This is a genomic window from Vibrio sp. JPW-9-11-11 (assembly GCF_013369335.1).
Classification (GTDB): Bacteria; Pseudomonadota; Gammaproteobacteria; order Enterobacterales; family Vibrionaceae; genus Vibrio.
This window is the reverse complement of record NZ_SZQJ01000004.1, coordinates 575,292-599,629: the sequence shown is the minus strand read 5'-3', so window position 1 is coordinate 599,629 and position 24,338 is coordinate 575,292. Positions and strand designations below refer to the sequence as shown.

At 46.4% G+C, this 24,338-nt stretch carries 20 protein-coding genes; 7 read left to right on the top strand and 13 right to left on the bottom strand.

The features are described 5' to 3' along the window. Positions 1-69: 69 nt before the first annotated feature. Positions 70-591, bottom strand: a complete 522-nt coding sequence (gene ruvC, locus FCU94_RS05245) for a crossover junction endodeoxyribonuclease RuvC (protein WP_176287477.1) — start codon at positions 589-591, stop codon at positions 70-72. Between the two features lie 53 nt (positions 592-644). Then, entirely contained in the window at positions 645-2,384 is a 1,740-nt protein-coding gene (locus tag FCU94_RS05240) for a glycoside hydrolase family 36 protein (protein ID WP_176287476.1), read from the bottom strand. Between the two features lie 183 nt (positions 2,385-2,567). On the opposite strand from FCU94_RS05240, the gene FCU94_RS05235 reads away from it, so the two are divergent. After that, positions 2,568-3,323 carry a substrate-binding periplasmic protein gene (locus FCU94_RS05235; RefSeq protein WP_176287475.1) on the top strand — a complete coding sequence of 252 codons (756 nt, stop codon included), beginning with the start codon at positions 2,568-2,570 and terminating at the stop codon, positions 3,321-3,323. A gap of 52 nt (positions 3,324-3,375) precedes the next feature. Here FCU94_RS05235 and torA read toward each other — a convergent pair whose 3' ends face one another. The 3 genes from torA to torE are packed head-to-tail and all read right to left on the bottom strand — an operon-like array spanning position 3,376 to position 7,277. Next, the gene (torA, locus tag FCU94_RS05230) at positions 3,376-5,838 is read right to left on the bottom strand and encodes a trimethylamine-N-oxide reductase TorA (RefSeq protein WP_176287474.1); all 2,463 of its coding nucleotides are present in this window, start codon (positions 5,836-5,838) and stop codon (positions 3,376-3,378) included. A 24-nt stretch (positions 5,839-5,862) separates the two neighbouring features. After that, positions 5,863-7,047, bottom strand: a complete 1,185-nt coding sequence (gene torC / locus FCU94_RS05225; protein WP_176287473.1) for a pentaheme c-type cytochrome TorC — start codon at positions 7,045-7,047, stop codon at positions 5,863-5,865. Positions 7,048-7,097: 50 nt separating this feature from the next. After that, positions 7,098-7,277: a trimethylamine N-oxide reductase system protein TorE gene (gene torE / locus FCU94_RS05220; RefSeq protein ID WP_004744302.1), complete on the bottom strand. Its 180-nt coding sequence runs from the start codon at positions 7,275-7,277 to the stop codon at positions 7,098-7,100. Positions 7,278-7,716: 439 nt separating this feature from the next. Here torE and FCU94_RS05215 point away from each other — a divergent pair, with 439 nt between their 5' ends. Continuing rightward, positions 7,717-8,517: an ABC transporter permease gene (locus tag FCU94_RS05215; protein ID WP_176287472.1), complete on the top strand. Its 801-nt coding sequence runs from the start codon at positions 7,717-7,719 to the stop codon at positions 8,515-8,517. A 241-nt stretch (positions 8,518-8,758) separates the two neighbouring features. Here the strand turns inward: FCU94_RS05215 and focA are convergent, their stop codons facing one another. Beyond that, on the bottom strand, positions 8,759-9,601 hold the full coding sequence (gene focA, locus FCU94_RS05210) for a formate transporter FocA (RefSeq protein ID WP_176287613.1): 843 nt from the start codon (positions 9,599-9,601) through the stop codon (positions 8,759-8,761). Between the two features lie 498 nt (positions 9,602-10,099). On the opposite strand from focA, the gene FCU94_RS05205 reads away from it, so the two are divergent. Further along, positions 10,100-10,333, top strand: coding sequence for a TIGR02647 family protein (locus FCU94_RS05205; protein WP_176287471.1), 234 nt, complete (start codon positions 10,100-10,102; stop codon positions 10,331-10,333). Here the strand turns inward: FCU94_RS05205 and FCU94_RS05200 are convergent. Beyond that, on the bottom strand, positions 10,330-11,082 hold the full coding sequence (locus FCU94_RS05200) for a substrate-binding periplasmic protein (RefSeq protein WP_176287470.1): 753 nt from the start codon (positions 11,080-11,082) through the stop codon (positions 10,330-10,332). The two genes, FCU94_RS05205 and FCU94_RS05200, sit on opposite strands and share 4 nt — an antisense overlap. A gap of 343 nt (positions 11,083-11,425) precedes the next feature. Between FCU94_RS05200 and FCU94_RS05195 the strand changes: the two genes are divergently transcribed. Together FCU94_RS05195 and FCU94_RS05190 are read left to right on the top strand one after the other, a co-directional pair. Then, positions 11,426-12,247, top strand: coding sequence for an NAD-dependent epimerase/dehydratase family protein (locus FCU94_RS05195; RefSeq protein WP_176287469.1), 822 nt, complete (start codon positions 11,426-11,428; stop codon positions 12,245-12,247). A gap of 18 nt (positions 12,248-12,265) precedes the next feature. Further along, entirely contained in the window at positions 12,266-12,898 is a 633-nt protein-coding gene (locus FCU94_RS05190; RefSeq protein WP_176287468.1) for a YdcF family protein, read from the top strand. A gap of 66 nt (positions 12,899-12,964) precedes the next feature. Here the strand turns inward: FCU94_RS05190 and clpA are convergent, their stop codons facing one another. Next, the gene (gene clpA, locus FCU94_RS05185) at positions 12,965-15,235 is read right to left on the bottom strand and encodes an ATP-dependent Clp protease ATP-binding subunit ClpA (RefSeq protein WP_176287467.1); all 2,271 of its coding nucleotides are present in this window, start codon (positions 15,233-15,235) and stop codon (positions 12,965-12,967) included. A gap of 42 nt (positions 15,236-15,277) precedes the next feature. Next, positions 15,278-15,598, bottom strand: a complete 321-nt coding sequence (gene clpS, locus FCU94_RS05180) for an ATP-dependent Clp protease adapter ClpS (protein WP_176287466.1) — start codon at positions 15,596-15,598, stop codon at positions 15,278-15,280. 463 nt (positions 15,599-16,061) lie between these two features. Here clpS and cspD point away from each other — a divergent pair, with 463 nt between their 5' ends. Continuing rightward, on the top strand, positions 16,062-16,283 hold the full coding sequence (gene cspD, locus FCU94_RS05175) for a cold shock domain-containing protein CspD (protein WP_176287465.1): 222 nt from the start codon (positions 16,062-16,064) through the stop codon (positions 16,281-16,283). Between the two features lie 76 nt (positions 16,284-16,359). Here the strand turns inward: cspD and FCU94_RS05170 are convergent, their stop codons facing one another. Continuing rightward, positions 16,360-18,585, bottom strand: coding sequence for an NADP-dependent isocitrate dehydrogenase (locus FCU94_RS05170; protein ID WP_176287464.1), 2,226 nt, complete (start codon positions 18,583-18,585; stop codon positions 16,360-16,362). Positions 18,586-18,875: 290 nt separating this feature from the next. Here FCU94_RS05170 and FCU94_RS05165 point away from each other — a divergent pair, with 290 nt between their 5' ends. Then, positions 18,876-19,568, top strand: a complete 693-nt coding sequence (locus tag FCU94_RS05165) for a pseudouridine synthase (protein ID WP_217906347.1) — start codon at positions 18,876-18,878, stop codon at positions 19,566-19,568. A 24-nt stretch (positions 19,569-19,592) separates the two neighbouring features. Here the strand turns inward: FCU94_RS05165 and FCU94_RS05160 are convergent, their stop codons facing one another. From FCU94_RS05160 to FCU94_RS05150, 3 genes are all read right to left on the bottom strand, one after another. Beyond that, positions 19,593-20,627 carry a GGDEF domain-containing protein gene (locus FCU94_RS05160; protein WP_176287463.1) on the bottom strand — a complete coding sequence of 345 codons (1,035 nt, stop codon included), beginning with the start codon at positions 20,625-20,627 and terminating at the stop codon, positions 19,593-19,595. A gap of 120 nt (positions 20,628-20,747) precedes the next feature. Continuing rightward, complete coding sequence (gene aspS, locus FCU94_RS05155) at positions 20,748-22,526, bottom strand: aspartate--tRNA ligase (protein WP_176287462.1); 1,779 nt, start codon at positions 22,524-22,526, stop codon at positions 20,748-20,750. Positions 22,527-23,088: 562 nt separating this feature from the next. Beyond that, positions 23,089-23,931 carry a DUF3859 domain-containing protein gene (locus FCU94_RS05150; RefSeq protein WP_176287461.1) on the bottom strand — a complete coding sequence of 281 codons (843 nt, stop codon included), beginning with the start codon at positions 23,929-23,931 and terminating at the stop codon, positions 23,089-23,091. Between the last annotated feature and the right edge of the window lie 407 nt (positions 23,932-24,338).

The following is a 24,338-nucleotide window of genomic DNA, read 5'->3' as shown; positions in this document are numbered from 1 at the left end:
TTATTGCCGCGGATTTTTGAGAGGAAAAAACGATGCTGTATATCGATTCAAACCATAGCTTAAGATCAGTTAGCGATAGCGGCCACGACGGGCGCTAGTGGCTTTGCCCGCTAACGCGACTAGCGTTTTGTTGGTATTGGCATGACAAATGGCAACGCCCAGCGCATCAGCGGCGTCGGCTTGCGGTTTAGCCGGAAGCTTGAGCATGTTTTGCACCATATGCTGAACTTGCTCTTTATCGGCGCCTCCGGTCCCCACCACCGCTTGTTTAATTAAGCGAGCGGCGTACTCATACACAGGCAACTCTGCGTTGACTGCTGCAACGATCGCGCTGCCACGAGCTTGACCAAGTTTAAGTGCAGAATCGGCATTGCGCGCCATAAAGACTTGCTCAATAGCAAAGACATCGGGTTGAAACTGGGTAATGATCTCAGAGACGCCTGCATAGATCTGCTTGAGTCGCCCGGGAAGCTCTTTCTCCGAGGTTCGAATACAGCCACTGCCAAGATAATGTAGATGACGACCCGTTTGTCTGATCACACCATAACCTGTGATGCGTGAGCCTGGGTCGATACCTAGAATGATAGACATGATTTGGTTAATTTTCGCAAAAGTTAGCCGTTGATCTTAATCTAGCCGCGCCGCTATAGCGAGGTAATTATCGCTCGACTGGACAATCCTGCTTCTAAGCCCACTTCCAATACCTGAGTTGGCTCTGCTACCAGTTTCTCTCCAGACCAATAATCGTACCAATAGACCGGGTAGTTGGCGGTTAGCGTCACATCCCGCGCGCGTCCTCGATAATTAAACAAACAGTGCAAATCATTGCGATCGGTAAGCGGTAAATAGGCATGATGCAGATTCAGCGCGGTAAACCGAGCCGACTCTTGGCTATGACGGTGACGAACGACTAACTTGGCCAGGCTTCGCTTGGCGAAAGGCGTTAACTCATCGAGCGGATCGCCTGACAATAACAACCCGCCACAAGCAAGCAGCACATCGCGGTGAAACTGATAATTGCGTCGTTCTGTGGTTTGATTAGGCAGCGAGACAAAGGTGGCACAATCGGGATCAATTTGCCACAACTTGCGATGCTGCCAACTGCGGTAGAAGGTTTCTTTCGCTATCTGTTCAAAACGGCTGCCACTACGCTCAACGTCGTCTGACACCCGCATTGCATCCACTAACCCAAGCGAAGGCCACATCGGCGCATTGCAACCCAAAATCAATGCGTCGCCTGCGCCTTCGATGATCGCCTGCATGCCAAGACGATACGCCTCAACGCCTGTCACACCAGTTTGACTGCGTACACCTTTTAGCGTCCCCCAATAATTGGCATCCAGCTTAAACAGCTCTACTCCCCACTCTTCTCGCATGGTGCGCACCACCTGAGTTAAGTGCTCTTGAACTTGCGTGTTAGTAGTATCGAGAATATACCAAGGTGTACACCGCCACCCAGCATAGGTGACATCCTCAGCTTTGAGTAAACTGCCGTCGCTATGGCGTAAGAACCAATCCGGATGTTGCTGAAATATCTGCGACTCTGGTTGAGCAATAAACGGAGCAAGCCAGATGGCCGGTTTTTTACCATGCGCTCGAATTTCGCCAAGTACCGGTTTGATCCCCGAGGCAAACTTATCAGACGGAGTCAGCCAATCGCCCATAAAAGCCTGATAACCATCGTCGAGTAACACGTAATCCAACTGCTTTAAGTGATTACGCATTTCCTGAACATTGTTTTCGATGTGTTGCTCGGTCACTTCGGCATAATATGCATACCAAGAGCACCAGCCAAGTGGAGAGGGTTGAGTAACTCCAGGTCGAATCGGGTGATGCTGCGCTATGTAATGACTAAACTCTTGATATAACTCAGATAAGGATTTCCCGCGCAAGACCACAACTGATTCAAGTCGATGAGTACTCCAATCTGCCGGACAGGTGTTTTCTCCATCAATGTACGCGCACACCTGTAGCCGACCTTGCTCTTCTTCCACGGTGAAATAGCCAGCAAAACGGTAGCAAGAAGTAAATCCAAACAGCGCGTAACCGAGCGAATCTTCGACCACTAGATAATTGTAATACCGTTTGGGCGAGTTGGACGGATAAATACGATAACTCGGGCTGTTATCTGGACAACGACCAATATCGCTCGGGTTGTTCCAGCTTCCGGTGGTCTGCGCCAGCATTTGGAAACCATCCCCTAGCAACGTGGCCTGCTTTTCAAAATCAAAATCAGTGCGAAATAGTGAGTATTGGTCGCCAACCGGATCGTTAGAGAGACCACGATAAAAGAAACTCACCTGATTCCCCATCCGTTCTACTGCGAGATCTGAGTTCGCGACTTGGATAATTCGTTCACTGGAGAGTTGAAAAGACTGCGACATATCTTGCTCATTTTTATTTAGTTTTTCTCAATTAGAGCACTATGTTTTGCTATTGTCTATTTGCTCATCAGCCATCATGAGCATCTAGTTCACGTTTATTAAACCATGTTTTGAGCCGACGTTGACTACTCGATTGCTTAGTTCCTCAACTACACTATGAGAAAGACTACACTGAAAGATACAATGAAACTCATACTCTCCACATTGCGGATACTGCCCTCTTTAGTGCTTGCGTCTAGTTTAAGCTTCAGCGCAACTGTTTACGCAGAAACACTGCGCGTCGCGCAAACAGAATGGCCCCCTTTTATTATGGAGTCGCCACTTGGCGGAGGCGTCGCCCATGATTTTATCGTCGACGCGCTGGTTGAAGCGGGGTATCAAGTACAGTTTGATCAAAAGCCGTGGAGCCGAATCCTTAAAGAGACCATTCATGGCAAGAATGATGTGATTGTTGCCATGTGGAAAACCGAGGAGCGCGAGCAGCACTTTCTGTTTACCGACGCTTATATGAACAACCAAATGGCAGTGGTATCACGTAATGATAGTGATTTTAACTACACGCAAATCGAGAGCTTAAAAGGGAAAGAAGTGGCGTTGATTCATCGCTATGCGTATACGCCGAAGCTGCTCGAGTACCCAGACATGATTCCGGTCAACTCGATAGACTTACCCAACAGTTTGCGTTTGGTTCTCACCGAACGCGCTGATGTACTGGTTTCGGATGAAATTGTTGCTCGTTGGACGATTAAGCAGATGAATATCGATATCAACCAGCTCAAATTTAGTCCAACCTATTTAGACTCTACCCCACTTTATGCGGGCGTACGACACGATCACCCCCAAGCGCAAGCCATTGTCAATATGCTCAATCAATACTTCCTCACTCAAGGCGCGGAGAAACTAGAGCAACTGAAAGAGAAATATGGTGTCTCAAAGTAAGGTGCACACGAACAAAAAACCAGCCAAGCGGCTGGTTTCTTGACTCGGGTCGTTATGCGACTTCGATCGGGCCACCAAAAGAGGTGACAGGCGGCACCTTACCCGTGAACTTCTCAAAGTTCACAATGCAGGTATTGGCAGAAGTGGCTTGCGCCAATTCCGAAGAGCCGATATCCATGGTTAAAGTGTTCGGATCTCCGTAGGTACAAATAGCGCCCTCTTTCTCATTCAGCGGTCCGTACCACGCCCCTTCTTCAATACGAACAACACCACGAGGGTAACTGTCTGTCAGTACAGCCCCCGCCAACAACTGGCCGCGTTCGTTGTAGACTCGCACCAAATCACCATCTTTAATGCCTTTCTCTTTGGCGTCCATTGGGTTGATATACACCGGCTCACGGCCTTGAACTGCGTATGTTGCACGGAACTCTTCTGACTCACACATTTGCGAGTGAAGACGTTTGTCTGGGTGACACGATTGTAGCCAATATGGGTGTTTATCAGAACCAGGGCCACCGTGAGAGCGTTCAGTTTTCTCAAACCACATTGGGTGCTCTTGACAGTGCTCGTACCCATAGCGGCCAATTTTACGAGAAGTAATCTCGATAAAGCCCGACGGTGTACCCAGCGCATTGATTTCGGGATCTTGGCGAAAATCTGCATGGCGAACCCAAGGTTTGCCTTGACCGAAATCTAGTACGCTCTGCTCCCAGAACTGATTAAAGTCTGGCATCTCGAACTTACCTTTATTGGCGTCGCGACAGTCATTATATAAACTTTCAATCCACTCCATTTCGCTCATACCGCGTGTGTACTCATCACGACGGCCAAAGCGCTCAGTCAGTTCACTCATGATCTGGAAGTCTGGTTTAGACTGGAACAGCGGATCAACCAAACGATGCATCGCAATCAAGCCTTTACTTGAGTATGAACCGTACACATCGATATCGTTGCGCTCCCACTGGGTACACGCTGGCAGCACGATGTCAGAGAAACGACATGTTGCCGTCCAAGCAAACTCTATCGTTACCACAGTTTGAAGTTTCTTGAATGCTTGCTTCATGCGGTTACGGTCTTGATGATGGTGCCAAGGGTTGTTACCCGAAATCACCATCATCTTGAAGTCAGGCAATTTCACTTTACCGCCGTTGTAACGAATCTCTTTACCAGGCTCCAGTAGGCAGTCTATCCAACGCGCAACAGGGATGGTGCGGCTGTAACCGTTAAAATCGTTGTTGTCCCATTTTGGTTTCATACCTGGGTCAAGGTTACGCGGAAAGCCGCCAGGGCCAGCAAACCCTGTTGAAGGCACACCGATGCTTGAGTAGTGGTGACCGTAAGAAATACCGCCACCCGGCAAACCGATTTGGCCAACCATGGCGGCAATCACGGCCGCTGCCCAGTAGGGCTGCTCACCGTGTTCTTGACGCTGGATACACCATCCCATCAAAATCTGTGTACGGCCATTCACAAGCATGCGAGCAAAGTCGCGGATCTTGTCAGCTTTGACCCCACAAATTTCCGCTGCCCACTCTGGCGTTTTCACCACTTTGTCTTTGGTTTCACCCATCACATACTGAATGAATTCTTTAAAACCAAGACAGTAGGTGTCAATAAACGCCTTATCGTATAAATCTTCGCTGTACAGTACATGTGCGACGGCCAGCATGAATGCGACGTCAGTCTGTGGGTTGATATACAGATGGTCGTTCTCTAGGTAACGCTGAGTCTTGTTTTTGACAGGGTCGACGGAAAGAACGTTGATCTCCCCTTTGGCGACTTTCTCTTTCAGTTGTGCGAGATAATCAAACGACTCGTGCGTTTCACAGTTCCAACCCACTTGTAGGTTTTTCACCGGATCGTTTGCCCACAATACGATGTTGTCAGAATTGTTTAAGATTTCAGACCAAGAGGTGCCTTGCGCGTACACCTCCGTAGAACCTAACACGTAAGGTAGGATGGTTTGCCCCGCACCAGTCGAGTAGTCACCCACTTTGGTGATGAAGTTACCGTGCATTCCAACTGCTCGCTGCATGTGTGCGGTACAGTTGTTGAACGCCCCGGTTTGGTTCCACCCGGTTTGACCCGCGTGCAGAGCCCACGGGCCGTACTCTTTTTGCACTCGCTCTAACTCGCGGTAGAACAGATCTAACGCTTCGTCCCACGTAACGCGAATAAAACGATTGTTGCCACGGGTATCTGCACTGTATTTGTGCTTTTTCAGCCAATCGAGTCGTACCATAGGGTAACGAACACGTGATGGGCTATAGATAATCCCTTTGATACCATTGAGCATCTCGGTTGGGTTTTTATCTAGCTCAAGCGGTTTAATCTCTTGCACTTTACCTGCATAGATATGGGCGCGAAACGCCCCCCAGTGAGACCCCGATACCTTCCAAGTCCCTGTCGACTCGGCAGCTTGAGCAGATGTCGACGCTAATAAGCTAGGACCAATGACCGACGCCGCACTGGTTGTTGCTACGCCTTTCAGAAAACTTCTTCGTGTAATAGCCATTTCATTTACTCCATTGGGCGCTTATTAGTGGTGACCTTCAGCGTAATCTGAAGAGTGTTTTTGTAGGTATTTCAAGATCAACGCTTCGCTATCTGTATCAAGGTTAACGAAAGCAAGCATACCGTCGAACATGCCTGGCCAAGTGTTGGCATCGAAGTGCGCTTCGTCTGGCTGGGTGTGACAAACAGAACAGTTGGTTTTGTATGCTTCCGCAGATTTTTCCCAAACAGGCGTAATATCGTTGAGCATCGACTCTTTTTTGATCCACACTTTCGCCGCGACTTTTTCCCATGGCAGACCGGTTAGCTCATCCACTTTTTTCTCACCTGTGGTCACTACGCTGCTATCGGTTGAGGCTTCTTTTAACAGTGAAGCAACGGCAATGTTCTTACCAAAGTCTTCTTGGATAACACGACCAAAGCCTTTCGCCTTGCGCCAGCCGTCAATTTCGATTTCGGCGTACTCACCTTTCTCATCAATCACTTTTACTGACGATGCAGGGTTAAGCAGACCCGCCTCGGTTTGGCCTTCGGCATCAAAGTAAATCGGCAAGTGACGCACGCTCACGAGCGTTTCACCGACACCATAGTTGGTGTTCGAAGCCAAGCCTTCTAGATCGCCGACAATACCGCCGATGCTATCCATTCCCGCTGGAAGCTTATGGGCGATCCCTTTATGACAGTCTACGCAGCTTTGATCTTTTTCGGCGGCTTGCTTCATTTGAATGCGAGCAGTCGGAGACATTAACTCGAAATCCATCGATGCGTAATTATGACAGTTTTTGCACTCTAGTGATTTATTTGCAGAGAAACGATCCCACTCATGTTTGGCCAATTCGATACGGCGCTCTTCAAACACACCAGGTTCGTCGTAATTACCAAATACTTGGGCAAAAACCTCTTTAGACGCTTGCATCTTGCGAGCGATCTTGTCGGTCCAATTGTGCGGAACATGACAGTCAGGACAGGTCGCTCGCACCCCTGAATGGTTTTTCCAGTGAACCGTTTCTTGCAGCTCTACGTAAACATTGTCACGCATCGTGTGACAACTGATACAAAACTCTTCAGTGTTGGTCGCTTCAAGTGCCGTATTGAAGCCGCCCCAGAAAATAACACCAGCGATGAATCCGCCCATCGTCAGCACGCCAAGGCTGATGTGGACAGCTGGTCGCATCATTGTGCGCCACAGTTTTACAATCAATGATTTCATGCTTTGCTCTCTTAGAATCTTTTCAAAAATGTGGAGTTGAACTCACAGGCTTACATGCCGTGTGCACCAGGTGGTCCCATGACAAACACTTGGAGCATCCACACCAAGAAGCCGTAACCACCTACGAACGCCACACTTAGAACTGGGAAAAGAACAACCGCGATGAAGAGGAATGACTTCCACTCCAGAGAGCGCTTCTCACCACTCTCAATTTTATTAACATCACTCATACATTTGCCTATTTTGTATTTAGTGTTATTGGTTAGCTCAGTCGGGTGAGCTGAATTTTTTACCATCTCTACTGAAAAATGTTAGACCATACTCTTAGTAGGGTTCAATCAATTCATCGCCTGTAAGCCCTGTTATTCCATACTTTTTTGAGCTCATCCAGAGATGTGTTTAATCATGTTTTGATGTGAAGATATGCCACCTAATATGAAAAAATATGAACGAAACCGAGAGGTAAAAACACCCCAAAAAAAACAACATCTCGTTACCGAATTACAACATTTAACCCGCAAGAAACACGCATTACATGTGCTAAATCTAGTTCAATTGTGATGCAATTGTTAATAAAAGAGAGATTTTAACCGCAGCAGTGTCAAGTAAGAGACAAGGTGACGCATGGCAGTTTTTGCGTACAATGTGGTAGCAACTTAAGGGGATGATATGGACAGTGTGATAGATATTTCTTGGCTAACCTTGGCGTTATTTTTTACCTTACTGGTCATTCCGTTTTCAATCAGCCGCTACTATCACCTCGCGTTGAGCAAAGAGATACTCGTCAGTGTTGGGCGCATGACAGTGCAACTGATGTTGGTCGGTGTCTACTTGGAGTATTTGTTTAAGCTCAATAGCCTAGCGATAAACATACTCTGGGTATTGGTCATGACACTGATCGGGGCAAGCGCTATTACCAGCAAAGCCAAACTGCCACGTACACACTTGATGCTGCCAGTGTGCAGTGGATTGATAATAGCATTAGTGCCAATGCTGGCGATTATCGTGCTCGCGGTCGTTAAGCCTACCCCTTTGTACAACGCCCAATATTTAATCCCACTGGCGGGCATGTTGTTGGGGAACTCGATGAGCGGCAATATTGTCGCACTGCAGAATTTTTTTAATGCATTTGAAGAGAGAAAATCGGAGTATGAAGCGGCGATTTCATTGGGCGCCTCTCCGAGTTATGCGACCCTACCCTTCGTTCGAGATGCCATCGCGCTGTCGCTGGCCCCTTCTTTAGCAACGATGACGACCACGGGGCTCGTCACGTTACCCGGCATGATGACAGGTCAAATTCTCGGTGGTGCCAGCCCAATGGTGGCCATCAAGTATCAAATCATGATCATGATTGCTATTTTCGTCACCATGTCATTCTCAATCGCTATCACTCTCAAGCTGGTCGTCAAACGTTGTATTAATCGCTATGGGCGAGTGTTAGTCAAAGTAGACTCTAACCAGCCAAGGTAAGCCAAATGCCCAAGGATCTTATCCACAGATTCTGTGGATAACCGTGGTGATACCTCGAAGTCAACTGGTCAAACCAAGTTTTATTCAGCCCCCTTCGCAGAATTTACTTTACATTCATATGCCTAGCATTTAATTCTACTCACATAATAAATAAACGCGCTTATTCACTATTCTCGCTTTGATCCAAAGCAAAAAGCTCACCGAAGTGAGCTTTTCAAGATAATCGCAATGACTTTGATGACTAGTCTCGTAAATAAATCAACCAGTACCACATACCCACAAACACCCCACCGCCAATGATGTTACCCAAAGTCACTGGGATCAGATTATGGGTAATAAAATCGATCATGTTGAGATCGGTGTAATCGGCCAGAGTCGCCCCTGTCATTTGCCAAAACTCGGCAGGGGCGAAATTTTTAATACCGATTGCCATCGGTACCTGAAACATATTGGCAATACAGTGCTCAAATCCAGCGGAAACAAACATCGCTACGGGCAAGATCATGACGGCTATTTTATCGGTTAAGGTTCGGCCACTGAACGTCATCCACACTGCAATACATACCAAGACATTACACATCACACCCAGCGCAACGGCCGACAAGAAACTGTGATGCAGCTTATGCTGTGAAATCGCCATCGCATTAAGCCCAACTTGGCCATGATCGAACATATATTGTTTAGTCATCAGCATACAAGCGACTAACAGCAGCGCACCAACTAAGTTGCCGCAGTAAACCACCAGCCAATGTTTAAACAACGTCTGAGAGGTTATTTTACCGCTCGCCCGAGCAACCAGTGTTAACACCGAGCTGGTAAATAGCTCGCCACCAGTCACAACCACGAGAATCAAACCTAGGCTAAATGCTAACCCGCCTATGAGACGAGTAAATCCCCAAGGCAGCTCACCCGCTCCCGTTGTTACAACGGTGTAAAAGACAAATGCGATGCCGATATGGATACCAGCCGAAATAGCGAGAAGAAAGGATTTAAGCGGATCCTTGGTCGCTTTACCTACGCCTATTTCAGCGGCACGTTCGGCCATTTGCGGCGGTAACAGAGAGTCAAATTGATTGAAGTTCATCATTTAGAAACATTTTGCAACATTGAAGTCAGTGGGCGCGGATAATCACTTGAAATGTGATTAAATTCAAGTACAAATTGTGGGGTTGTTATCAAAGCGGCGTTTATACCTGTTTCATCTTTAACAACGCGGGTAATAACAAACAAAAAACAACGTAAAACCTTCCGAACGAAAAGATAAATTAGTTTTATATTTCAAAGCATTATATTAAAACCAATCTAAAGCCTCGCTCCCTGACTATGCTTTAGCAAAATTACGCATAATAAATCGTTTTTTATACTATTTTCTCATTTAGCAAGACGACCAAGGTGAACAGGATGATTGCTTCTTGAGTCTCTTTGATCTCGCTCTAATCCAAGTGCAGTTGCCTAACGACTAACCAAATTTATCGACTTCGTTCGCCAAACTCTGGCTTAGGTAACACTTCTCTATTGATTACGTTGCTGTTATCCCACTTCATGATTAAGTTGATTCAGTACTTTCTATAAGGAATTGAGCATGAAATTTACGCCTGAATACATATCTGAACTCAACTTGCTCCTTCAATTTGATATCAGTAGCGCAGCAACCGGTATCAAAGTTCATCATGAAGCGTCTGAAGAGATGCAGGCGGCAGTCCAACGTCTTTACTCAAAAGGTCTATGTACGCTTCCTGACGGAGGTTATCTGACCGATGAAGGCATCGAAGTCGCTGAACATGCAGACAAAATATTGCGTGTCCTCAGCAGCTAATTACCTCTTTGTGGTTTGTGTTTAGTGTTGTCGGTCGGATAAAGCCGACCGGCGACGCGATTAACATCAACTTGGCTCAAGCCCTGGTTGAAGATGCGTCGCCAGTTGTTTCCCTCTGGACTATTTTTAAACGCAAGGTAAAGCTGTTTCACTTCTAACAATCGATCATTCATCTCGACCCTAGTTTCTAACACGCTTTTACGCCTGTCTGTATCGACGAGGTATTTCAGCACATTGGCATCGATAACCGCCAAATCTAGCCTTCCTTTGGCCACTTTATGGATATTAATGACATCGTTCTCCGATGCTTCGACGTCGAGTTTTCCTTGCTCGACCCATTGATCAAATGCACGCGTATTTACATAACCTTGAACCACACCGATTCGATAACTAGACAGATCAGCAAGCGTTGACCATGAAATTGCTTTATTGCGATTTTGTACAAACCCCAAAGGCCCAGTTCCAATCGAGTCTGAGAAAATGTATTTTTCAGTATCGAACGCGTATTCGGGGAAATAACCTATGTACTTTTCACGCTTTGATGCGGTCGTTACGGTTCTCACCCAAGGTTTAAACTCAACCACCAACTCGTAGCCCATCGCAGCAAAAGCTTCACGAGCAATAGCGACAGATAAACCATTCTCAGGTAGTGCCTCTCCTGAATAAGGAGGCCAATCTAAAGACGTCATATAGACTCGCTGAGCTTCGGCATTGTTCCAAACCAAGAGCAGAATCAGCCACCACTTCATTTTCTCCTCCTACAACGACCCTCGTTACCATTAAGCATAGGATCAGGGTGCTAATAATCTAGCGCCAACACTCGTTTGCTTAATCCAAATATACAGCTCCCAAAAGCCCACTTTTTAGTCATCGAAGAGTTATACGCTTGAGACCACTGGGACGAACAGTTTTCAAACAGCTTACGGGGCAAATGTTTGTTATGCTGACAACGGCTACATCTTTATCGGTTGCCTCGTCGCGAGCTCGGTTGGCAAAAAATATGGGTGGTATGTAACATCCAAGTAGCCGCTTTTTGCCTATCTGTAAAAGATGACATTCTGATATAAGAGATTGAATAACAAGGAGTGAAATGTGAAAACGATTACGGTTATTGGCGGTGGATGGTTGGGGAAACCACTAAGTCAATATTTGCTATCAATTGGCTATCAAGTCTTCACTAGTAAAACGACCCATCAAGGTGCTGACGAGTTAAACCAGCAAGGTTTACACGGCTTTGTTTGCGATCTAAATCAGGGCTCACAGCCACTCTTAGAGCACTTAACGCACCATCCAAGTGACATTATCATTGGTTGTTTTCCACCAGGATTTCGTCGCGGGGGGGGACAAAACTACGTAAAGTATTGGCGATCCTTGGTTGAAGCGGCCCAGAAAAAAGATGTTAAACGCGTGGTGATGGTCAGTTCGACCACCGTTTACCCTACACTTGCCAAAGAGATGCGCGAAGAAGATGCCAGTCTCAGTTTGGCCCAAAGCAACGCACAATTTAGCGACAATGCCGTCACTATGCTGACTGCGGAGCAGTGCCTAATTGATTCTGGCCTAGAGTATGCGGTGGTTCGCTGTAGCGGATTAGTCGGCCCGGATAGACATCCTTCTCGTTTTGCGGCTCGCCTCAAGCAAGTAAGCGATCAAGCCTCAGCCAACATGATTGAACTCAAAGATGCGATCGGCACCGTCAGCTACATGGCATTGTATAAAGAGAACTGCGTGGTTAATGCCACAACCCCAAATACTGTAAGTAAAGCAGAATTTTATCAAGCCGCTTTGGATAGCGTTGGCGCCAACGATCCCCTTCCCCCGGTCGTACATCAAGCCGACAAGCGCATCCTAGCAGATAAGATTGTTTCACTGGGTTACCGATTTCATTATGACCACACCTTAGAATTGGTTTGAGCAACGAGTAAGAGGCTTATGAAGCTATATCAACATATCGAACGCCTATGGCGGTTTATGCAATGCTCAGATAGGTTGGTCAAATCCGACTGTATCTTTGTCCTTGGTAGTAATGATGTCCGCGTTGCCGAGTACGCATCTCAGCTCTATCTTGAAGGGTGGGCTGACTATCTAATTTTCTCTGGCGGTGTCGGGCGTTTAACACAAGGGGTGTTTGAACAGAGTGAAGCCGACACCTTTGCTCAAGTTGCGCGAGATTCCGGCATATCCAGCCAAGCCATATTGATTGAAAACCAAGCAACAAATACTGGCGAAAATGTCGTTTTTACCCACCAGCTTATCCAACAGCAAGCGCTTAATATCCGCTCATTTATCCTAGTGCAAAAGCCTTATATGGAACGACGATCCCTCGCCACGTTTGTCAAGCAATGGCCAGATGACGTCGATCACGTTTGCGTTAGCTCAACCAAACAAGCGTTCTGTGACTACTTCAATGAAGAGATAGATCTCTATACCACGCTGACAGCCGTGTTGGGGGATTTCGAGCGTATACGCGACTATCCTGCGCTGGGTTATCAGATTGAACAACCAATCCCAGCAGAAGTGCAGCACTCTTACCAAATGATCAAAAGCGTACTGAGTTCACTCTAATCTGAAAATAAAAAAGCCAGAGTACTGTATACTCTGGCTTTTACCGACTATATCAACGACCTAACATCAATGAACCGCGGCTTCCTTTTCATTCAAGTAGGTGAACTTTAACTCATCATCTTTCAAGTCGACTTTGACTGTCCCGCCATCAACCAAGGAACCAAACAGCAGCTCATTTGCCAGTGGTTTCTTCAATTGATCTTGAATCACCCGTCCCATCGGGCGAGCGCCCATTGCTTTGTCATAGCCTTTGACCGCCAACCAATGACGAGCGTCGTCAGATACTTCCAGTGACACACCGCGAACATCCAGTTGTGCTTGTAGCTCGACAATAAACTTATCAACCACTTGATGGATAACATGTTCATCTAGGCTATTGAACCAGATGATATTGTCGAGACGGTTACGGAATTCAGGTGTGAACACCTTCTTAATTTCCGCCATCGCATCATGGCTATGGTCTTGCTGGATCAAACCAATCGATTTTTTCTCCGTCATTTGCACGCCCGCATTGGTCGTCATCACCAAAATTACGTTACGGAAGTCTGCTTTTCGGCCATTATTGTCCGTCAGCGTGCCGTTATCCATCACCTGAAGAAGCAAGTTAAAGATATCTGGATGCGCTTTTTCAATCTCATCCAGTAGCACAACCGAATGGGGATGTTTGATCACCGCATCGGTTAGCAAACCACCTTGGTCGTAGCCCACATAACCGGGAGGAGCACCAATCAAGCGACTCACTGAATGGCGTTCACCGTACTCAGACATATCAAAGCGAAGTAACTCGATACCAAGCAGCTTCGACATCTGAACCGTTACTTCTGTTTTACCCACCCCGGTTGGCCCTGCAAACAAGAACGAGCCAACAGGTTTGTGATCTGCGCCTAAACCGGCACGGGTGAGCTTAATAGCTTCACTTAATACATCAATCGCATCGTCTTGACCAAAGACCAGCATCTTCATCTTCTCATCAAGCTTCTGCAAAATTTCCTTATCTGAGGACGACACTGATTTCTCTGGAATGCGCGCCATTTTCGCCACCATGGCTTCAATGTCAGCGACGCCGACGGTCTTCTTGCGACGGCTTGCCGGTGCTAAGCGGCTGCGAGCACCCGCTTCGTCGATAACATCAATCGCTTTATCTGGTAAATGGCGTTCATTAATGTACTTAGCCGACAACTCAACCGCAGCGCGCAGCGCTTTGTTGGTGTAACGCACCTCATGGTGTGCTTCATATTTGGGCTTAAGACCCATTAAAATCTTGGTTGTGTCGTCAAGCGACGGCTCAACAATGTCGATCTTTTGGAAACGACGCGAGAGCGCGCGCTCTTTTTCGAAAATATTGCTGTATTCTTGATAAGTGGTAGAGCCGATACAACGCAGCTTACCGCTACTCAATAGTGGTTTGATTAAGTTGGCGGCGTCCACTTGCCCGCCCGAAGCCGCGCCCGCCCCGATGATGGTATGGATTTCATCGATAAATAGAATCGCGTCTTGTTCTTTTTCAAGCTGTTTGAGAATCGCTTTAAAACGCTTCTCAAAGTCACCGCGGTATTTAGTCCCTGCCAACAAAGAACCGATATCTAGCGAATAGATCACGCTGTCGGCGATAATCTCTGGTACCTGGCCTTCAACAATCCGCCAAGCGAGCCCTTCAGCAATTGCGGTTTTACCGACACCTGCCTCACCAACCAGTAGCGGGTTGTTTTTACGGCGGCGACAAAGAACTTGAATCGTACGCTCAAGCTCTTTCTCGCGTCCGATCAATGGATCAATTTGCCCTTGTTTGGCCACTTGATTGAGATTAGTTGCAAAGCTCTCCAAGCGATCTTCGCTACTTCCCTCGTCGACATTGTCGCTGCTAAATGAGTCGGGAGACGAAGGTTCGTCACCGGAACTTGACGCTTTAGTAATGCCGTGCGAAATAAAATTGACGATATCTAGGCGACTAATATCATTTTTCTTGAGTAAATAAGCCGCGTGTGACTCTTGTTCACTGAAAATGGCGACGAGAACATTCGCCCCCGTCACTTCGCTACGACCGGAAGACTGCACATGGAACACGGCGCGTTGCAAAACGCGTTGAAAACTCAAAGTGGGTTGCGTTTCGCGAGTTTCATCATTGTCAGGGATGAGTGGTGTTGTCTGATCGATAAAGATATCAAGTTCGCTACGAAGCGCGTCAATATCCGCCTGGCAGGCTTGCAGAGCCTCTCGCGCTGCATCGTTCTCTAACAATGCTAACAGGAGGTGCTCGACAGTCATAAACTCATGTCTTTTGTCTCGAGCACGGGCAAACGCACCGTTGAGACTCGACTCTAATTCTTTATTCAGCATAAGTACCTCCTTTAAGAACAACTTAGGTTGCTCGAACAAGCGTTAAGCTTGTTCCATTGTGCAAAGCAAAGGGTGCTCGTTCTCTTTCGAATACATAGTAACTTGCGCTACTTTGGTCTCTGCGACTTCTGCAGTAAACGTGCCACAAATTGCTTTCCCCTCATAATGCACCTGAAGCATGACCTGTGTTGCTTTATCGATATCCATTGAGAAAAATCGCTCTAAAACTTCAATCACAAAGTCCATCGGGGTGTAATCATCGTTGTTCAGCACAACGTTATACATAGATGGTGGTTTAACTTTTGTTTTTTCTCGCTCCAGTAAGTCTGAATCTGGAGTAACCCATTCAAAATGTTTGCTCATGACTATACGACGTTGATGTTTGACTCTATTAATTTTACCACTTCGACGAGCAGAAGTTTTGAATTTAGTTCTCTTAATCCAAGGTCAAACCGATGTAAAAATGTTTTGACCTTACTTAGAGCCTAATCCAGCAATTGGGTCGCTGCAAATAAAAGATATTAATCTACAGAAGTGTTGTATCTAATTGATTAAAAAGAGACCAAAAACCCAATAAAGCTCTATCAACTTGATACGTAACGCCGCCTCACAAGTTGCACAAATGTAAATCTCAAAAGTGATTTGTTTGCAAATATGTAGACTGTAAGACCTTTTTCCTATTGACTGCGCTACATCATTGGCTACATTGGTCAAATAGTGACTGAAAATTTGGCAGCGGCTGAATGGATATTCACTTTCTGTTTACAAGGATGATATGTAAACACTTAAACAACATCAGACACACAATGCATGAGGGATGTAAAGCATGGCTACAGGTACAGTAAAATGGTTTAACAACGCCAAAGGATTTGGTTTTATCTGTCCAGAGGGAGAAGACGGAGATGTGTTTGCACACTATTCCACAATTCAAATGGACGGTTATCGTACTCTGAAAGCAGGCCAACAAGTGAGTTTTGAAGTGGAAGAAGGACCAAAAGGCTACCACGCTAGCTCTGTGGTTCCGGTTGAGAGTCAGCCAGCCAAATGACCGCTGCCAACTTAAATGGTTTAGTTAAATAAAAAACCCGCTTTATCAGCGGGTTTTTTACATTATTGTAGAAGGATTATTTATCGATAATCGTATTCAATGTCGCACTTGGGCGCATCAAGCTGGCAGCTTTTTCTGTCACCGGTGCGTAGTAACCGCCTAGATCGCCAGGAACACCTTGCGCTTGATTGAGCTCAGCGACGATTGTCGTTTCGTTCTCTGCGAGAGCTTGAGCAATCGGAGCAAACTCAGCCGCTAGATCAGCGTCTTGCGTTTGTTCTGCCAATGCTTTGGCCCAGTATGTCGCTAGGTAATAGTGGCTACCACGGTTGTCGAGTTCACCGACACGACGCGATGGCGACTTGTTGTTGTCAAGGAACTCACCGGTCGCTTTATCGAGTGCTTCAGCCAATACTTGCGCTTTAGCGTTACCTGCTACTGTGCTCAGATGTTCAAGAGAGGCTGCTAAAGCCAAGAATTCACCGAGCGAGTCCCAACGTAGGTGGTTCTCTTTCTCAACTTGCTGAACATGCTTAGGTGCACTACCGCCTGCGCCAGTTTCAAATAGACCGCCGCCATTCATTAGTGGAACGATAGAAAGCATCTTGGCAGAGGTACCCAGTTCAAGGATTGGGAACAAGTCGGTGAGGTAGTCACGCAGTACGTTACCCGTTACTGAAATCGTATCTAGACCTTCTTTAATGCGAACCAGCGAGTACTGACAAGCTTCTAGAGGTGCAAGAATCTTGATTTCCAAACCCTCGGTATCGTGCTGTGGTAAGTAAGCATTAACTTTCTTAATTAGCTCAGCATCATGGGCACGGTTTTCGTCCAGCCAAAATACCGCAGGTGCACCTGTCGCGCGCGCGCGGCTTACGGCAAGCTTAACCCAATCTTGGATTGGCGCGTCTTTCACTTGGCACATACGGAAGATATCGCCTTCCTCAACCGCTTGCTCAAGCAACACTGCACCAGAAGCATCCACGACACGTACGCTACCCGCTGCGTCCATGATAAAGGTCTTATCATGTGAACCATACTCTTCGGCTTTTTGCGCCATTAGGCCCACATTTGGCACGCTGCCCATGGTGGTAGGATCAAAGGCACCGTTCTCTTTGCAGAAGTCGATAACGGCTTGGTAGATACCTGCGTAGCTGCGATCTGGGATCATGGCTTTAGTATCTTTTTGTTTACCGTCTGGTCCCCACATTTGGCCAGAAGAACGAAGCATCGCAGGCATAGAGGCATCAACAATGATGTCACTTGGTACGTGTAGGTTAGTAATACCACGATCCGAATCAACCATCGCGAGTGGCGGTTGAGTTTCGTACACCGCCTCTAATGCTGCTTCGATTTCTTGTTTCTGAGCAGTTGGAAGTGATTGAATCTTCGCGTAAACGTCGCCGATACCGTTATTAACATCCACGCCCAATTGATCAAAGAGTTCGCCGTACTTCGCAAACACATCTTTATAGTACACCTTAACCGCGTGACCGAAGATCACTGGGTCAGAGACTTTCATCATGGTCGCTTTCATGTGCAGCGATAACAGCACATCTTGTTGTTTGGCTTCTTCGATCTGCTGTTCAAAGAACGCCACCAGTGCGTTTTTATTTAGTACCGCGCTATCGATGATTTCTTGATCTTGAATCGGGAAAGGTGCTTTAAGTTGTTTCACAGCACCATCTGCTGCAACAAACTCAATCTTCACCTCAGTCGCACCCTGCACAGTCACTGACTGTTCGCTGCCGAAGAAATCTTTGTCCGTCATGCTCGACACGTGAGATTTAGAGTCCGCAGACCACGCGCCCATTGAATGAGGGTTTTTCTTGGCGTAGTTCTTAACCGAAAGTGGCGCGCGACGGTCTGAGTTACCTTCACGCAGTACCGGGTTTACCGCACTACCCTTAATTTTATCGTAGGTGGCCTTGATCGCTTCTTCTTCGTACGTACTCGGCTCATCTGGGTAATTTGGCAGGTTATAACCTTTTTCTTGCAGCTCTTTAATTGCCGCTCGCAATTGAGGGATCGATGCAGAGATATTAGGCAGTTTGATGATGTTCGCTTGCGGCGTTTTTGCCAATTCGCCAAGTTCAGTTAGCGCATCTCCGATGCGTTGCTCTTCAGTCAAATGTTCTGGGAAGTTAGCAATAATACGCCCGGCCAGAGAGATATCGCGAGTGTCAACATCAATACCAGAAGAAGCGGTAAACGATTGAATAATCGGAAGTAGTGAATACGTCGCTAATGCAGGTGCTTCATCAGTAATGGTGTAAATGATTGTAGGTTTTTCTGTAGGCATGAAATTTCCCTATTGTTCTAACAAAGCCATCGGATGAGTAGCCTTGTGTGAATGGCCGCAAACAAGTTGAATACTTCATCCCCTCACTTGTTGCGATTTGTCCGTCTCTTTGTTGTTTTCGTCACTGACCAGTGACATCCATGAGAGCGATTAATTATAATTAAACAAAAACAAGAGAATAGTCTATCATCCTCGACAATCCTGTTTTTTGGCGCGCAAATGATAGCTTAAATTGGATATTTAAGAAACTTTCAAACACACTTTATTTACATTTTTGCAAGGTAGTTAACATGCCACCACGCTCCAACCGAGGCTCTGCGCCTGGTACCAAAACCAAGCCAGCATCAGGTTTTAAACGCAATAAATCGAACGCCTCTCATCGTACAAGCAGCGCTAAAAACCGTTATAAACCTAACAAAGCAAAGCCGAGAATTTCTCCAAATGAGCGCCGAGTGATTATATTCAACAAACCATATGATACGTTGAGTCAGTTTACCGATGGCGATGGCAGAAAAACCCTCGCTGACTTTATCCCGGTGAAAGACGTATACGCCGCGGGTCGCTTAGACAGAGACAGTGAAGGCTTGATGGTGCTGACCAATGACGGCGTGTTGCAAGCCAAGCTTACTCAACCTAAATCTAAGTCTCCAAAAACCTACTGGGTGCAAGTCGATGGTGCGCCTTCTGAATCCGATTTAGATAAACTGCGCAAAGGGGTCGAGCTTAAAGATGGTATGACGCTACCTGCTCAAGTCGAGGTAATAGACGCGCCTGAAGTTTGGGAGCGTACCCCACCTGTTCGTTTCAGAGCCAACATCCCCACTACGTGGTTAGCGATCACGATCATCGAGGGGCGCAACCGACAAGTTCGTCGTATGACCGCCCATATTGGCTATCCCACTCTTCGTTTGATTCGATACTCGATGGGCGAGCTCACCTTAGATAACTTGCAGCCGGGACAATGGAAAGAGATCGCGCTTTGATATCGCGTTAAACATGCAGAGCCGCTATTGGACGGCCTGACCTTGATAGAAACAACGGCCTTTGCCGGAGTTTTTCGCTAAGTACAGCTCTTTATCCGCTTTAGACAAGGTTTGGTCTAGCCCAACATGGCGGTTAAAATGCTCCAAACCAGCACTGAAAGAAATCGCAATTGACTCACCTTGGAAAATAACAGGTTCTGTCATGACACAGGTTTGTAGCTGCTTTACCAGTGCAAAAAGGCCAGTCTGCTGAACCTGATGAGGGGTCAGAACGACAACAAACTCCTCTCCTCCCATCCGGTAAATCTGTTGCTCGTTGACTACTTGGCTTAAGCGAATTACGACCTGTTTGAGCACCTCATCACCCGCGGCGTGGCCATATCTATCATTGATTTCTTTAAAATCATCGAGATCCAAAATATAGACAATGCAGCCCTGTAATTTATTGGGGCTCTGTTTAAACACGGTGATCAGCGAAAGGCGGTTTTGTGCCCCTGTCAACGCGTCTCGATGAGCCAAATTGTTTAGCCTATCCACCCCCTTTGCCCGACTGTCTTCGTAAACATGCGAGATAGTCCAAACGAAAATATAGGCCATTGACAAATTCAACAATAGCGCAGCGTTACTACTATCAAATCCATCGAATGCAAAGTGCAACACCATCAGTTGCAAGCACAAACAGATGAAACTCCAAATAAACCCAATTTTTAGACCTAAGCCAAGATAGAAGACCGTTGGCAAGACCACCGCCCATAAATAAACTGAGCTCTCAATTCGACTAATATAAGTTCCAAAACAGATCAAAAGAGTCAGAACAAAGCAATGAAAAGCGAGAAACCAGTTGGGCTGAACCTGCTTTTTGACATGCTGCAACATGGTGAAACAAATGACAAAATACCCGAGCTCTATAATTCCAAGTAGCGTTGCGCGCTCGCCATAGTAAAAGAGGTTGATTAACCCAAACAGCAAGGCCGTACTACCTAAGATCGCACACATACCGACCAACACTTTGGCTCTTAAGCGATGGGTTGCATCACAAGAAATTAGCTGATTGTTCATCTTATTATCTATAGGTACTCAATGATGCGTACTTTTAACACAGCGAACGCTATTATTCATGCTTTGAATACAAAAAAGCCGCTTGTATCCAAGCGGCTTTCGATTTTGAGATAACTGAAGTTACTCTTCGTCTTTCTTCTCGGCAGCTTTAACCGCAATGGCAAGTTCTTCAAGCGCTGCTGGGTTTGCAAGGCTTGGAGCGTCTGTTAATAAACATGACGCTGCCGTTGTTTTCGGGAAGGCAATAACATCACGGATGTTCTCTGTGCCACATAGCAGCATTACTAGACGGTCAAGACCGAATGCTAAACCTGCGTGTGGAGGTGTACCGAACTTAAGTGCGTCGAGTAGGAAGCCAAACTTCGCTTGTTGCTCGTCAGCTTCGATACCAAGGATATCGAATACTGCTGATTGCATTTCAGCGTTGTGGATACGTACCGAACCACCACCCACTTCGTAGCCGTTGATTACCATGTCGTATGCGTTTGAATTCGCTGCCGCTGGGTTCGCTTTTAGCTCTTCTGCAGTCACACCTAGAGGCGATGTGAATGGGTGATGCATCGCGTGTAGGTTTCCTTCGTCGTCTTCTTCAAACATTGGGAAGTCAACAACCCATAATGGAGTCCACGCTGAAGTATCTGTTAGCTCAAGATCTGTACCTAGTTTCAAACGTAGCGCGCCCATTGCTTCTGCAACGACGCTTGCTTTGTCTGCACCAAATAGGATGATGTCTCCAGATTCTGCTTGAGTGCGATCAAGAATGCCGTTGATCACATCTTCGCTAAGGAACTTAGCCACTGGAGATTGAATGCCTTCCAAGCCTGCCGCGCGGTCGTTAACCTTCATCCACGCTAGGCCTTTCGCGCCATAGATGCCAACAAACTCACCGTAACCGTCGATTTGTTTACGAGTCAGTGACGCACCACCAGGAACGCGGATGACTGCAACGCGACCTTTCTCATCATTTGCAGGGCCAGAGAAGACTTTGAATTCAACGTCTTTCACTAGGTCAGCCACGTCCACTAGCTCTAGTGGGTTACGTAGATCTGGCTTATCAGAACCGAAACGACGAATCGCTTCGCTAAATGGCATCACTGGGAAATCGCCAAGATCAACGTTTAGTAGCTCTTGCCACATGTCGCGAACCATCTTCTCAGTGGTGGCACGAACTTCGTCAGCCGTCATGAATGACGTTTCGATATCGATTTGAGTGAACTCTGGCTGACGGTCTGCACGCAAGTCTTCATCACGGAAACACTTAACGATTTGGTAGTAACGGTCAAAACCAGACATCATCAATAGCTGTTTGAATAGCTGTGGAGACTGCGGAAGCGCGTAGAAGCTTCCTTTGTGAACACGGCTCGGTACTAGGTAGTCACGCGCACCTTCTGGTGTCGCTTTCGTTAGTACTGGTGTTTCGATGTCTAAGAAGCCGTTATCATCTAGGAAACGACGAACAAAGCTTGAAGCTTTTGCACGTAGCTTGATGCGATCGCTCATCTCAGGACGACGTAGATCCAGGTAACGGTACTTAAGACGCTGCTCTTCTGAGTTCTTCTGGTTGAAGTCAAGAGGTAGCACGTCTGCACGGTTGATGATCTCAAGACCTTTCGCGATGATCTCTACTTCACCCGTCGCCATATCTTTGTTTACTTGGCTGTCTGGACGAACACGAACTTCACCCGTTAGCTTGATACAGAATTCATTACGTAGCGTGTTAGCCACTGCGTACGCATCTGCCATATCTGGATCGACAACTACCTGAACAACGCCTTCACGATCTCGCATATCGATAAATATAAGACCGCCTAAATCACGGCGACGGTTAACCCAGCCGCACAGTTCTACAGTTTGTCCTGCAAGGGACTTGTTCAGGTGACCACAGTAATGGGTACGCATAATGAATTTCCCAATCTCTTAAAATTTGTTGATTACTCTCTATCGGTGTTAAGTTTACCCATAGAGCAAAGTTCCATTTATACGCTGAAAGCCTATGAAAATCGACTACTCAACATACGATTAATTGTGTTTTATCGTTCACTGGTGCTTTTTAGTACAACAAATGCTCAAAAGCACGCCAAAACGAATAAATTGCTCGGGATTATAGCGTGAAATTACCTAACTCAGCAAAACTCTCGTAAAATGCACACAGGCGACACAGACTATGATTAAAAGAATATCGGGCAAGCTGATTCAGCATAGTCAGAGCAAAGCATTCTTGCGCCGGGAAACGACAATCAGATGACCTTTGCTGATCATACCAATCGGTTGAATGCAAACGGCCGATCTGATTGTTCGAACGAAACAGGCTGGTCAATATCCCGAGAATCTGTGAGTTGCATGTTGCACAACTCGGGGATATAAATCGACGAAAGCTGCACAATGTCCACCGATTTATCCTCAAAATAAAAGAGCCGCACCCTTTAAGTGCGGCTCTTTTTAGTTTAAAGCGTCGTGAAGGCTAGAACTGACGATCTGCATCAATACAGCTTTCAAAGTCTTTCAAATCACAGCCTTTGTTAAAGAACTCCAACTTTTGGTCTTCGGTCTTAGCGAACTTTGCTGCCGTTCGACAGCCCGAAACATCACCTAAATCGCAGCTTTTTGCGTAGTATAGCAATGCGCCTTCTTTGTCACGAACACGCTCCAAACCACGCCAGGCGAAGTTGTAGCAGGCTTGTGCATCATTACTCTCACAACATGCTGTATGAGCTTCTTGAAGTGGTTGAGGGAACAGTTCTACTTGTGCCTTACAAACTTGTGCCACTTTAGCCGGCATTTTGGGTGGAACTTGAACAAAGAAGTTTTGCTCTGCAATGACTTGATCATTGAGTTTAACAGCTACTGTCCATTTACCGCTTACAAGCTCTGCGTCTGATTCAAACTGCCACATTGCAAAGTTGTCGCGGCCAAAATATAGCGTGTCGTTCCATCTACTATTGGTTGAGCCGTTGATCTCTGGGTGAGTGACTTCTATAACAACAGGTAAGCTCTTGTATACTTTTGCGTCAGTTGCATCTGACGTCATTTTAAGCGATTGAGTTGCGGTGTAGCTCAAGCCAAAAAAGTTCCCAATTTTTGCTGGAACAGCGAAGCCTTTCTGGAAGTTGTAACCAACAAGCTGTTTATTCTTAAACGCAGGTGTAGCGAGACCAGACTCTTTGACTGTGGCGGTCGCACCCACTTCAACCTTTGCATCTGATTGTTGTTCTACACTAGTTTGCTCGTTATTTTTTGAAGCACAACCACCGAGTAAAATAGAGAGGGAAAGTAAGCCTAGTACTGACGTTTTACTACTGAACATCATTATTCCTGTTTGTTATTTTTAGCTGCTAAATGGGATATTTTACACACCAAACAGAACGACATACCTATTGATGTGTAAATGAGCACAGAGTATATAAATCTATTATTACTAAAACAATGTGTATAAGTTTTAAGCATATAGAATTTGATATCTATGGAAAATTATTCGCTAATTGGTGAGTTTTAGATAAATAACAACCTCTTAAAGCGAAGAGTGAGCCGGATAACCTTGTGTACATGTAATTGCGACTGCTATCCATTCCTAGCCTCACTTCGTCGACCATCCGGAGCTGAGTGACAGCTTTCATTGTTTCGAACCTTTGTTTAACAAGCTACCCGTTTGGATTGGACAAGGCACTCAGTCTTGCTTGAGGATCACGGCACCAGATAATATGCTTGCCCCCA

Excerpts from the sequence above, each read along its gene's own strand:
- torE (WP_004744302.1), bottom strand. The coding sequence starts at position 7,277 with ATGAGTGATGTTAATAAAATTGAGAGTGGTGAGAAGCGCTCTCTGGAG.
- cspD (WP_176287465.1), top strand. The coding sequence starts at position 16,062 with ATGGCTACAGGTACAGTAAAATGGTTTAACAACGCCAAAGGATTTGGT.
- ruvC (WP_176287477.1), bottom strand. The coding sequence starts at position 591 with ATGTCTATCATTCTAGGTATCGACCCAGGCTCACGCATCACAGGTTAT.
- clpA (WP_176287467.1), bottom strand. The coding sequence starts at position 15,235 with ATGCTGAATAAAGAATTAGAGTCGAGTCTCAACGGTGCGTTTGCCCGT.
- torA (WP_176287474.1), bottom strand. The coding sequence starts at position 5,838 with ATGGCTATTACACGAAGAAGTTTTCTGAAAGGCGTAGCAACAACCAGT.
- aspS (WP_176287462.1), bottom strand. The coding sequence starts at position 22,526 with ATGCGTACCCATTACTGTGGTCACCTGAACAAGTCCCTTGCAGGACAA.
- torC (WP_176287473.1), bottom strand. The coding sequence starts at position 7,047 with ATGAAATCATTGATTGTAAAACTGTGGCGCACAATGATGCGACCAGCT.
- FCU94_RS05160 (WP_176287463.1), bottom strand. The coding sequence starts at position 20,627 with ATGAACAATCAGCTAATTTCTTGTGATGCAACCCATCGCTTAAGAGCC.
- FCU94_RS05200 (WP_176287470.1), bottom strand. The coding sequence starts at position 11,082 with ATGAAGTGGTGGCTGATTCTGCTCTTGGTTTGGAACAATGCCGAAGCT.
- FCU94_RS05165 (WP_217906347.1), top strand. The coding sequence starts at position 18,876 with ATGCCACCACGCTCCAACCGAGGCTCTGCGCCTGGTACCAAAACCAAG.
- FCU94_RS05150 (WP_176287461.1), bottom strand. The coding sequence starts at position 23,931 with ATGTTCAGTAGTAAAACGTCAGTACTAGGCTTACTTTCCCTCTCTATT.
- FCU94_RS05240 (WP_176287476.1), bottom strand. The coding sequence starts at position 2,384 with ATGTCGCAGTCTTTTCAACTCTCCAGTGAACGAATTATCCAAGTCGCG.
- FCU94_RS05170 (WP_176287464.1), bottom strand. The coding sequence starts at position 18,585 with ATGCCTACAGAAAAACCTACAATCATTTACACCATTACTGATGAAGCA.
- FCU94_RS05235 (WP_176287475.1), top strand. The coding sequence starts at position 2,568 with ATGAAACTCATACTCTCCACATTGCGGATACTGCCCTCTTTAGTGCTT.
- FCU94_RS05190 (WP_176287468.1), top strand. The coding sequence starts at position 12,266 with ATGAAGCTATATCAACATATCGAACGCCTATGGCGGTTTATGCAATGC.
- FCU94_RS05215 (WP_176287472.1), top strand. The coding sequence starts at position 7,717 with ATGGACAGTGTGATAGATATTTCTTGGCTAACCTTGGCGTTATTTTTT.
- focA (WP_176287613.1), bottom strand. The coding sequence starts at position 9,601 with ATGAACTTCAATCAATTTGACTCTCTGTTACCGCCGCAAATGGCCGAA.
- clpS (WP_176287466.1), bottom strand. The coding sequence starts at position 15,598 with ATGAGCAAACATTTTGAATGGGTTACTCCAGATTCAGACTTACTGGAG.
- FCU94_RS05205 (WP_176287471.1), top strand. The coding sequence starts at position 10,100 with ATGAAATTTACGCCTGAATACATATCTGAACTCAACTTGCTCCTTCAA.